10 protein-coding genes are annotated in these 10,190 nt (G+C 60.4%); 5 read left to right on the top strand and 5 right to left on the bottom strand.

The features are described from left to right. The coding region (gene cysC / locus D8V06_RS15400) for an adenylyl-sulfate kinase (RefSeq protein WP_130931238.1) at nucleotides 1-872 on the top strand (872 nt) is incomplete at its 5' end. Nucleotides 873-1,070: 198 nt separating this feature from the next. On the opposite strand, the gene D8V06_RS15395 is transcribed toward cysC, so the two are convergent. Genes D8V06_RS15395 through D8V06_RS15385 form a run of 3 tightly spaced genes read right to left on the bottom strand, consistent with a single transcriptional unit; the run spans nucleotide 1,071 to nucleotide 4,463 of the window. Beyond that, nucleotides 1,071-1,976, bottom strand: coding sequence for an acyltransferase (locus D8V06_RS15395; RefSeq protein ID WP_056855046.1), 906 nt, complete (start codon nucleotides 1,974-1,976; stop codon nucleotides 1,071-1,073). Next, complete coding sequence (gene pta / locus D8V06_RS15390; RefSeq protein ID WP_130906275.1) at nucleotides 1,977-4,076, bottom strand: phosphate acetyltransferase; 2,100 nt, start codon at nucleotides 4,074-4,076, stop codon at nucleotides 1,977-1,979. A gap of 60 nt (nucleotides 4,077-4,136) precedes the next feature. After that, complete coding sequence (locus D8V06_RS15385; protein ID WP_056855048.1) at nucleotides 4,137-4,463, bottom strand: DUF3565 domain-containing protein; 327 nt, start codon at nucleotides 4,461-4,463, stop codon at nucleotides 4,137-4,139. On the opposite strand from D8V06_RS15385, the gene D8V06_RS15380 reads away from it, so the two are divergent. The 3 genes from D8V06_RS15380 to D8V06_RS15370 all read left to right on the top strand — a co-directional run bounded on the left by D8V06_RS15380 (nucleotide 4,432) and on the right by D8V06_RS15370 (nucleotide 6,835). Then, nucleotides 4,432-4,917 (top strand): peptidylprolyl isomerase, encoded by a 486-nt coding sequence (locus tag D8V06_RS15380; RefSeq protein ID WP_007942189.1) that lies wholly within the window; start codon nucleotides 4,432-4,434, stop codon nucleotides 4,915-4,917. The two genes, D8V06_RS15385 and D8V06_RS15380, sit on opposite strands and share 32 nt — an antisense overlap. Nucleotides 4,918-5,039: 122 nt before the next feature. Next, nucleotides 5,040-5,522, top strand: a complete 483-nt coding sequence (locus tag D8V06_RS15375; protein WP_056855049.1) for a glutathione peroxidase — start codon at nucleotides 5,040-5,042, stop codon at nucleotides 5,520-5,522. A 209-nt stretch (nucleotides 5,523-5,731) separates the two neighbouring features. Further along, nucleotides 5,732-6,835: an NADH:flavin oxidoreductase gene (locus D8V06_RS15370; RefSeq protein ID WP_130931237.1), complete on the top strand. Its 1,104-nt coding sequence runs from the start codon at nucleotides 5,732-5,734 to the stop codon at nucleotides 6,833-6,835. 81 nt (nucleotides 6,836-6,916) lie between these two features. On the opposite strand, the gene D8V06_RS15365 is transcribed toward D8V06_RS15370, so the two are convergent. Together D8V06_RS15365 and cysZ are read right to left on the bottom strand one after the other, a co-directional pair. Continuing rightward, nucleotides 6,917-8,116 (bottom strand): glycosyltransferase family 1 protein, encoded by a 1,200-nt coding sequence (locus tag D8V06_RS15365; protein WP_130931236.1) that lies wholly within the window; start codon nucleotides 8,114-8,116, stop codon nucleotides 6,917-6,919. Nucleotides 8,117-8,156: 40 nt separating this feature from the next. Beyond that, nucleotides 8,157-8,909: a sulfate transporter CysZ gene (gene cysZ / locus D8V06_RS15360; protein ID WP_130931235.1), complete on the bottom strand. Its 753-nt coding sequence runs from the start codon at nucleotides 8,907-8,909 to the stop codon at nucleotides 8,157-8,159. Between the two features lie 315 nt (nucleotides 8,910-9,224). Between cysZ and trxB the strand changes: the two genes are divergently transcribed. Then, complete coding sequence (gene trxB / locus D8V06_RS15350) at nucleotides 9,225-10,181, top strand: thioredoxin-disulfide reductase (protein ID WP_056855053.1); 957 nt, start codon at nucleotides 9,225-9,227, stop codon at nucleotides 10,179-10,181. Nucleotides 10,182-10,190: the final 9 nt, after the last annotated feature.

Raw genomic sequence — 10,190 nt, 5'->3', positions numbered from 1 at the left:
CTGAAGAGCCGATGCTGCCGGGCAAGAAGTACGACATCAAACGCGCCACCAGTTATGTGCCGGGTTCCATCGCCAGTATCGTCAACAAGGTCGACGTCAACACCCTGGAAGAAGGTCCGGCCAGCGCGTTGCAACTGAACGAGATCGGCAAGGTCAAGATCGCGCTCGATGCGCCGATTGCCCTCGACGGTTACGACAGCAACCGCACCACCGGCGCGTTCATCATCATCGACCGCCTGACCAATGGCACCGTCGGCGCCGGCATGATCGTCGCCCAGCCTTTGGCCCATGGCACCAGCACCCACCACGGCAAGCTGGCTCACGTCGCCACAGAAGAGCGTGCCCAGCGCTTCGGTCAGCAACCGGCCACCGTGCTGTTCAGCGGTTTGTCGGGTGCAGGCAAGAGCACTCTGGCGTATGCGGTTGAACGCAAGCTGTTCGATTTGGGTCGTGCGGTGTTCGTACTCGATGGCCAGAACCTGCGTCACGACCTCAACAAAGGTCTGCCCCAGGATCGCGCCGGGCGTACCGAGAACTGGCGTCGTGCCGCACACGTGGCGCGTCAGTTCAACGAAGCCGGTCTGCTGACGCTGGCGGCGTTCGTTGCGCCGAGTGCCGAAGGTCGTGAACAGGCTCGGGAGTTGATCGGCAAGGAACGTCTGTTGACGGTCTACGTCCAGGCCTCGCCGACTGTCTGCGCCGAGCGTGACCCACAGGGCCTGTACGCGGCGGCCGGGGATAACATCCCGGGTGAGTCCTTCCCGTACGACGTGCCGCTGGATGCCGACCTGGTGATCGACACCCAGTCCGTATCGCTGGAAGAAGGCGTCAAGCAAGTGCTGGATCTGCTGCGCAAGCGTGGCGCGATCTAAGGCTTAGCCGTTAATAAAAAACCCGCCGATGAGTGATCATCCGGCGGGTTTTTTATTTGGCGGTGATCGTTCCCACGCTCGGCGTGGGAATGCAGCCCGGGACGCTCTGCGTCCCCTCCAGAGCCGAACGCGGAGCGTCCGTTGAGGCATTCCCACGCGGAGCGTGGGAACGATCAGGCAACGATCAGTCACAGGGGATCAGCGTTTGGCTGGATACTCGCGGTGCATCTGTTCCAGCAGCGCATCCTTGTCCTGCCACATCTGATTGATCCAGCCCTGGAACTGCAGCCGATACTCACCATCCTGGTCGTAGTTCTTGCCTATGAACTGCGGTGGAATCTTCAGCTCTTCAAAGTGCACCACCACGTCCGCGACGTTGCCGCACAGCAAATCCCAGAAACCCGGGCGGCCGGCGGGGTAGTGGATGGTCACGTTGACGATGGACTCCAGTTGCTCGCCCATCGCATCCAGCACAAAGGCAATGCCGCCGGCCTTGGGTTTGAGCAGGTATTTGAACGGTGATTTCTGCTGGGCATGCTTGCCCTCGGTGAACCGCGTGCCCTCGACGAAATTGAAAATCCCCACCGGGTTATTGCGAAACTTCGCGCAGGTCTTGCGGGTGGTTTCCAGGTCTTTGCCTTTCTTCTCCGGATGCTTCTCCAGATAGGCCTTGGAGTAGCGTTTCATGAACGGAAAGCCCAGAGCCCACCACGCCAGGCCAATCACCGGCACCCAGATCAGTTCCTGTTTGAGGAAGAACTTCAACGGCTGGATGCGTCGATTGAGCACGTACTGCAACACCAGAATGTCGACCCAGCTCTGGTGGTTGCTGGTGATCAGGTACGAGTGCTTGTAGTCGAGCCCTTGCAAGCCGCTGATGTGCCAGCGCGTGCGACGGACCAGGTTCATCCAGCCTTTGTTGAGGCTGATCCAGGCCTCGTGGGTGTGGCTCATCAGCCAGCCCGCAAGACGTTGAGTGACAGCAAATGGCAGAGCCTTGACCAGCGCCACGCAGAACAGGAACGAGCAGAGCAGAATCGTGTTCAACGCCAACAGCAGTGAAGCGATCACACCGCGAACCGGTGCAGGTAGGAAATCCAGCATTTAAACATCCATAGGTCGGTTGGCTGCCTGAATCGCGGTCAATGCGATGGTGTAGACGATGTCGTCGACTTGCGCGCCTCGCGGCAGGTCGTTCACCGGTTTGCGCAGACCCTGGAGCATCGGTCCAAGGCTCACGCAGTCGGCGCTGCGCTGCACGGCTTTGTGGGTGGTGTTGCCGGTGTTGAGGTCAGGGAACACAAACACGGTAGCGCGACCGGCCACCTGGCTGTTCGGCGCCAGTTGCCGGGCCACGGTTTCGTTGGCGGCGGCGTCGTATTGCAACGGGCCGTCGATCAGCAGCGAGTTTTGCTGTTCATGGGCCAGCAGGGTGGCTTCGCGAACCTTCTCGACTTCTTCACCGCTGGCCGATTCACCGCTGGAGTAGCTGATCATCGCCACGCGCGGCGTGATGCCAAACGCCGCGGCCGAATCGGCACTTTGCAGCGCAATCTCGGCCAGCTCGCTGGCGCTCGGGTGCGGGTTCATCACGCAGTCGCCATAGACCAGCACTTGCTCCGGAAACAGCATGAAGAATACCGACGACACCAGGGTGCAGCCCGGCGCCGTCTTGATCAGTTGCAGGGCCGGGCGGATGGTGTTGGCGGTGGAGTGAATGACCCCCGACACCAGGCCATCGACTTCATCCAGCGCCAGCATCATGGTGCCAATCACCACCGTGTCTTCCAACTGCTGTTCGGCCATCGGCGCGTTGAGGCTTTTGCTCTTGCGCAGCGAAACCATCGGCTCGACGTAGCGTTCGCGGATCAGGTCCGGATCGAGAATTTCCAGCCCGGGCGGCAACTCGATCCCTTGGGCACGGGCCACGGCCTGCACGTCTTCGGGCTTTGCCAGCAACACGCAACGGGCGATACCTCGGGCCTGGCAGATCGCGGCAGCTTGCACGGTCAACGGCTCGCTGCCTTCAGGCAACACGATGCGTTTGTTGGCGTTCTGCGCTCGCTGGATCAGTTGATAGCGGAACACGGCTGGCGACAGGCGCATTTCCCGCGGCGTGCCGCAGCGCTGATGCAGCCAGTTGGCATCCAGATGGCTGGCGACAAAATCGGTGATGATTTCGGCCCGTTCGCGGTCGTCGATCGGGATTTCCTTGTTCAGTCCGTTCAACTGGTTGGCGGTGTCGTAGGAGCCGGTGCTCACCGACAATACCGGCAGGCCCGCCTGCAATGCACCCCGGCACAAATCCATGATGCGTGGGTCCGGCAGGGTGTCGCTGGTCAGCAGCAGGCCGGCCAACGGCACACCGTTCATGGCCGCAAGGCTGACAGCGAGGATGATGTCGTCGCGATCGCCCGGGGTTACCACCAGCACGCCGGGCTTGAGCAGTTCTACGGTGTTGCGCATGGTGCGGGCGCAGATGATGATGTTGGTCATGCGCCGGGTTTCGTAGTCACCGGCGTTGAGCACCTGGGCGCCCATCAAATCGGCCACGTCACGGGTGCGCGGCGCGTTCAGTTCCGGTTGAAACGGGATGCAGCCCAACAGGCGGAAATCCCCGCTGCGCAGCAGCGGTGAATGCTCCTTGAGGCGCGCGGCGAAGGCCTCCATGCTCTCGTCGGTTTTAACCTTGTTGAGGATCACGCCAAGGACTTTCGGGTCTTTCGGGCCGCCGAACAATTGCGCCTGCAATTCCACGCGGCCGGAGAGTTCGGTCAGCACCTCGTTTTCCGGCGCCGACACCAGGATCACCTCGGCATCGAGGCTCTTGGCCAGGTGCAGGTTGACCCGCGCGGCGTAACTGGCGCTGCGGGTCGGGACCATGCCTTCGACAATCAGCACGTCTTTGCCGATGGCAGCCTGCTGATACAGGGTGATGATTTCTTCGAGCAGCTCATCGAGCTGGCCGTCGCCGAGCATGCGTTCGACGTGGGCCAGGCCCAAGGGTTGCGGCGGCTTCAAACCGTGGGTGCGGGCCACCAGTTCGGTGGAGCGCTCGGGTCCCGTGTCACCCGGATGCGGCTGGGCGATCGGTTTGAAAAAGCCAACCTTGAGGCCAGCGCGCTCAAGGGTACGCACCAGCCCGAGGCTGATGGAGGTCAGACCCACACCAAAATCGGTGGGCGCGATAAAAAAAGTTTGCATGCGGATTCTCTGAAGGAGCATGGCAAAGGTGAGGGCCTATGACTGGCCGTCTACCGAAATTCAGTCACCAAGGTTATCGCTAACCGAGCCCTGTGCGCACCAACCGCAAGCAAAGGGCTGGCCTATTTTTTCCAGGCGTTGCACCGGGTCCATGACCCAGGCCCGTGATTGCCATGGCGGCTGGTGGCGCAGGTGTTGGGTATGGCCGCAGGAAAGCTCGACCACCCAGTGACCGTCCTCATCCTGATGAAACCCAGTAATCGTCGAATCCCGTCTGTCCGGGTTGTGTTCGCTTTCGGGCGATTGCTTCGCTAAACTGGGTCTTTCTATATTCTTATGCAAAAGGTCTCGCCCCATGCTGATCGCCGCCAATAAGGCTGTCTCCATCGACTATACCCTGACCAACGACGCTGGTGAGGTCATCGACAGCTCCGCCGGCGGCGCGCCGCTGGTCTACCTGCAAGGCGCAGGCAACATCATCCCTGGCCTGGAAAAAGCCCTGGAAGGCAAAGCTGTCGGCGACGAGCTGACCGTAGCCGTTGAACCGGAAGACGCTTACGGCGAATATGCCGCCGAACTGGTCAGCACCCTGAGCCGCAGCATGTTCGAAGGCGTTGATGAACTGGAAGTCGGCATGCAGTTCCACGCTTCTGCTCCGGATGGCCAGATGCAGATCGTTACCATCCGCGATCTGGACGGCGACGATGTAACCGTCGACGGCAACCACCCACTGGCCGGCCAGCGCCTGAATTTCCAGGTCAAGATCGTTGCCATCCGTGACGCCAGCCAGGAAGAAATCGCTCATGGCCACGTCCATGGCGAAGGTGGCCATCACCACTGATTTGTGCGCTAAGCTCAGATGACTGGAGAGGCGCCCCGAGGGCGCCTTTTTAGTCTGCGGCTGTCCCGTGTGACGCCGCCAAGCGGCTGTTTCGAGAAGAACACTGGAATCTGGAGTACGTCATGAGTGCTTTTCACGACCTTAATTTGACAGCCCTGGATGGTCAGGCGCTACCTCTGGCACCGTTCAAGGGGCAAGTCGTGCTGGTGGTCAACGTTGCCTCCAAATGTGGCCTGACCCCACAGTACGCCGCGCTGGAAAACCTCTACCAGCAATACAAGGGCAAAGGTTTCAGCGTGCTGGGTTTGCCATGCAACCAGTTTGCCGGGCAGGAGCCTGGCAGCGAGCAAGAGATTCAGGAGTTTTGCAGCCTCAACTATGGCGTGACCTTTCCGTTGTCCAGCAAGCTGGAAGTCAACGGTCACGAGCGTCATCAGCTGTACAAGCTGCTGGCGGGCGAGGGTGCCGAGTTCCCGGGTGACATCACCTGGAACTTCGAAAAATTCCTGCTGGGCAAGGATGGTCGGGTACTGGCGCGGTTCTCGCCACGTACTGCACCGGATGATCCCTCTGTCATTCAGGCGATTGAAAAAGCCCTGAGCTGATATCTCCCCTGTAGGAGCGAGGCTTGCCCGCGAAGGCGTCAGATCAGTCAGTAATGATGTCGACTGACCGACAGCCTTCGCGGGCAAGGCTCGCATCCTTCGATGCTTTCCGCCTTTTATTCCTTGATCACCAAAATCAATAGTGCTGTTCAAGGCGCTCCAGTCTCCATATTATCGCCGTCATAAAGTCATCCTCCGTGGAGCGTCCCATGCCTGTAAAAGCCTTGTTCAAACCGTTCCACCTCGGCAGCCTCGAACTGCCGACCCGAGTCGTCATGGCGCCGATGACCCGTTCGTTTTCGCCGGGTGGCGTGCCTAACTCCAAAGTGATCGAGTACTACCGTCGTCGTGCCGCCGCGGGTGTCGGCCTGATCATCACCGAAGGCACTACCGTTGGTCACAAGGCTTCCAACGGCTACCCGAACGTTCCGCATTTCTACGGTGAGGCCGCGTTGGCGGGCTGGAAAAAGGTCGTCGATGCCGTGCACGCCGAAGGTGGCAAGATCGTTCCGCAGTTGTGGCATGTCGGCAGCGTGCGTCGTATCGGTACCGAGCCGGACGCCAGCGTGCCGGGCTATGGTCCTTCGGAAAAAATCAAGGACGGGCAGGTCGTGGTTCACGGCATGACCAGGCAGGATATTCAGGACGTGATTGCCGCGTTCGCCCAGGCTGCCAAGGATGCCCAGAGCATCGGCATGGACGGCGTGGAAATCCACGGCGCTCACGGCTATCTGGTCGACCAGTTCTTCTGGGAGGGCAGCAACCAGCGCACCGACGAATATGGCGGCAGCCTGGCCAATCGTTCGCGCTTCGCCATCGAGCTGATTCAGGCCGTGCGTGCTGCGGTCGGTGAAGGTTTCCCGATCATCTTCCGTTTCTCTCAGTGGAAGCAGCAGGATTACACCGCGCGTCTGGTGCAGACGTCGCAAGCCTTGGGTGAATTTCTCAAGCCGTTGTCTGACGCTGGCGTGGATATTTTCCACTGCTCGACCCGCCGTTTCTGGGAGCCGGAGTTCGATGGCTCTGAACTGAACCTGGCAGGCTGGACCCGCAAACTCACCGGCAAGCCGACCATCACCGTGGGCAGCGTCGGTCTGGATGGCGAGTTCCTGCAGTTCATGGTCAACACCGACAAGGTGGCGCAACCGGCCAGTCTGGAAAAACTGCTGGAGCGTTTGAACAACGACGAGTTCGACCTGGTGGCGGTCGGCCGTGCGCTGCTGGTAGACCCGGACTGGGCGCAGAAGGTGTGCGACGGTCGTGAAGAAGACATTCTGCCGTTCAGCCGTGATGCGTTGATGACGCTGGTTTAAGCGTCGGATGCCTTCGCGGGCAAGCCTCGCTCCTACAGAAGAACGCGATCACTGTAGGAGCGAGGCTTGCCCGCGAAGCTGTCAAGGCAACATCGCCGCCCCCGGCAGCACCTGCCCCTGTACACAGGCCCCACGCAACTGCCCTTCAAACTGTTCAATGATCGCTGCCCACCCCTGGCGACTGGCATGCTGGCGCGCATTGAGCCGCACACAACGCAAGGTTTCCCGCTCTTCGAGCATCCAGGCTGCCGCATCGCAAAATGCTTCTTCATCACCAGGCATCGCGAGCACACCGTTGTAACCATGGCGAATATGTTGCGCGGCCGCCGCCTGATCGTAAGCCACCACGCCGAGCCCCGAGGCCAATGCCTCAAGCACCACGTTGCCGAAGGTTTCCGTCAGGCTCGGGAATAGAAACACATCCCCTGACGCATAATGAGCAGACAACGCTTCGCCGCGTTGAGAGCCGCAAAAGATCGCCTCGGGCAAATCCTTTTCAAGGTCCGCACGTTGCGGCCCGTCGCCGATCACAATCATTTTCAGGCGACGCTGTGGATAAGTGCTTTTCAGGCTGTCGAAACAGCGCTTGAGCAAGCCCAGGTTTTTCTCCGGCGCCAAGCGTCCTACGTGGATGACAGCAATGTCGTTCTCACCCAGCCCCCATTGCTCGCGTAGAGCGCCCAGGCGTTTGGCCGGGTGGAACAGTTGGCTGTCGACGCCCCGGGACAGTAATGCCAGGCGTTCGAAATGCCGGCGCTCCAATTCCATGCGCTGGCTGACACTCGGCACTAGCGTCAGGTTCGAGCGGTTGTGGAACCAGCGCAGATAGTGCGTCAGCAACCGGGTGAGCAAGCCGAAGCCGTATTGGCTGGAGTACTGCTGGAAGTTGGTGTGGAAGCCGCTGACCACCGAAATGCCCAGACGCCGTGCCGCGCGCAATGCCGACAAGCCCAGCGGACCTTCGGTGGCGATGTACAGCACGTCCGGGCGATGACGCTTCCAGCGTCGCAGCAACTTGTGCATCGACGACTGGCCCCATTGCAAGCCAGGGTAGCCTGGTAGCGGCCAACCTCGGCACAGCAGCAATTCATCGTCGCTGCCGGTCTGCTGATCGCAGCCCTGACGAGGCCGGACCAATTCCACCTGATGCCCGCGCGCGCGCAAACCGTCACACAGGCGACCCAGTGTATTGGCCACGCCGTTGATTTCCGGAGGGAAAGTTTCAGTGATCAGGGTGATATGCAGGGCTGTCGTCATGACCCCAGTTTCAGCTGAGGCCATGTCGACGTTGTGACGGTCAGATGATGGATTTATGACCGCGTCAGCGTTGTACCACCAGGTTCTCCGCACCGCGCTCGCGCACCCAGAACAGTGTCGCGCCTGCCACGGCGGCCGGCATCATCAGAATGTTGACCACCGGGATCAGCAACACCAGGTAAACACTGCCGCCAAAACCCATGCTCTGCCAGCGTTTCTGCCGCAGCCAGGCGAGCATTTCGTTCCAGCCCAGCTTGTGGTTGTCCGCCGGGTAGTCGATGTACTGGATCGCCATCATCCACACCCCGAACAGCAGCCACAGCGGTGCGGCAATGATGTTCACCACCGGGATGAACGAGAGGATGAACAGGCCGATCGCCCGTGGCAGGAAGTAGCCGAGTTTGCGCATCTCGCGGGCCAGGGTGCGCGGGATCATCGCAACCAGTTCAGCCCAGCTGAACGCCGGGAAATCGTCGGTGCCGCGTACCACCACCTCGACTTTCTCTGCGAGAAAGCCGTTGAACGGCGCGGCGATGATGTTGGCGAGCATGGTGAAGGTGAAGAACACCATCAACACCACCAGCACCACGAACAGCGGCCAGAGGATGTAACTGAGGAAACTCAGCCACTCGGGCAGGGAAGGCATCAGCGTATCGACCCACACGCTGAACTGATGGCCGGCCAGATAGATCAATCCGACGAACAGCACCAGGTTGATCGCCAGCGGCAACAACACGAACAAACGCAGGCCGGGGCTGAGGACCAGTTTGAGGCCTTCACGCAGGTATTGCGGGCCGGATAGAACGGGGGCGGGCATAACGAGCTCCGAGCAGAGGGTAAACGCGCCGACCTTACCGGCTTTGCCTGGCAGGTGAAAGCACGGCAGCGGTATCGACATTCACTGTAACAAAGGCGTCCTGAAAATCACCCTGACGGCATAGAGACCACCTATGAGCTGGATTGTTAAACCGTATTTCCTTAATCTTCGCCCCCTCGATACGCTGCACCCAATCTTTTTACAGGACGGTCGGGTTCAAGCCTTCCCCAAGTGCTTTCAACCGTTCTTTTTTATTCCCGCCGGTGATCCGGCGTTCCGCGCCAGGTGTTCCGGGCCGGTCAACAGGAGCAGGTCATGTCTGAAGTCCGTCATTCGCGAGTGATTATTCTCGGTTCCGGCCCTGCCGGTTACAGCGCTGCGGTATACGCCGCCCGTGCCAACCTCAAGCCACTGCTGATCACCGGCATGCAGGCCGGCGGTCAACTGACCACCACCACTGAAGTCGACAACTGGCCTGGCGATGTCCACGGCCTGACCGGCCCGGCGCTGATGGAGCGGATGCGCGAGCACGCCGAACGCTTTGAAACCGAGATCGTTTTCGATCACATCAACGCCGTGGACTTCGCTGCCAAGCCATACACCCTGACGGGCGACAGCGCGACCTACACCTGCGATGCCCTGATCATCGCCACCGGCGCCAGTGCTCGTTACCTGGGCCTGCCGTCCGAAGAAACCTTCATGGGCAAAGGCGTTTCGGCCTGCGCGACCTGCGACGGTTTCTTCTATCGCAACAAGCCAGTCGCTGTGGTCGGTGGTGGCAACACCGCGGTGGAAGAAGCCCTGTACCTGGCCAACATCGCCAGCAAGGTAACGTTGATTCATCGTCGCGAAACCTTCCGCGCCGAGAAGATCCTGATCGACAAGCTCAATGCCCGTGTTGCCGAAGGCAAGATCGAGCTGAAGCTGAACGCGACGCTGGACGAAGTTCTGGGCGACAACATGGGCGTGACTGGTGCCCGCCTGAAAAACAACGACGGCAGCTTCGACGAAGTGAAAGTCGACGGCGTGTTCATCGCGATCGGCCACACCCCGAACACCTCGCTGTTCGAAGGTCAGTTGACCCTCAAGGACGGTTACCTGGTGGTACACGGCGGCCGTGATGGCAACGCCACCGCGACCAACCTGGAAGGCATCTTCGCTGCCGGTGACGTGGCTGACCACGTTTACCGTCAGGCCATCACCTCGGCCGGCGCCGGCTGCATGGCGGCATTGGATGCTGAACGTTACCTCGACGGCCTGCAGAACGCCTGATTCTGCTTT

The organism is Pseudomonas sp. Sample_24 (genome assembly GCF_004307605.1).
Lineage (GTDB): Bacteria > Pseudomonadota > Gammaproteobacteria > Pseudomonadales > Pseudomonadaceae > Aquipseudomonas.
Note: the sequence above shows the minus strand (reverse complement) of the source record. Positions and strands in the feature narration are given on the sequence as shown.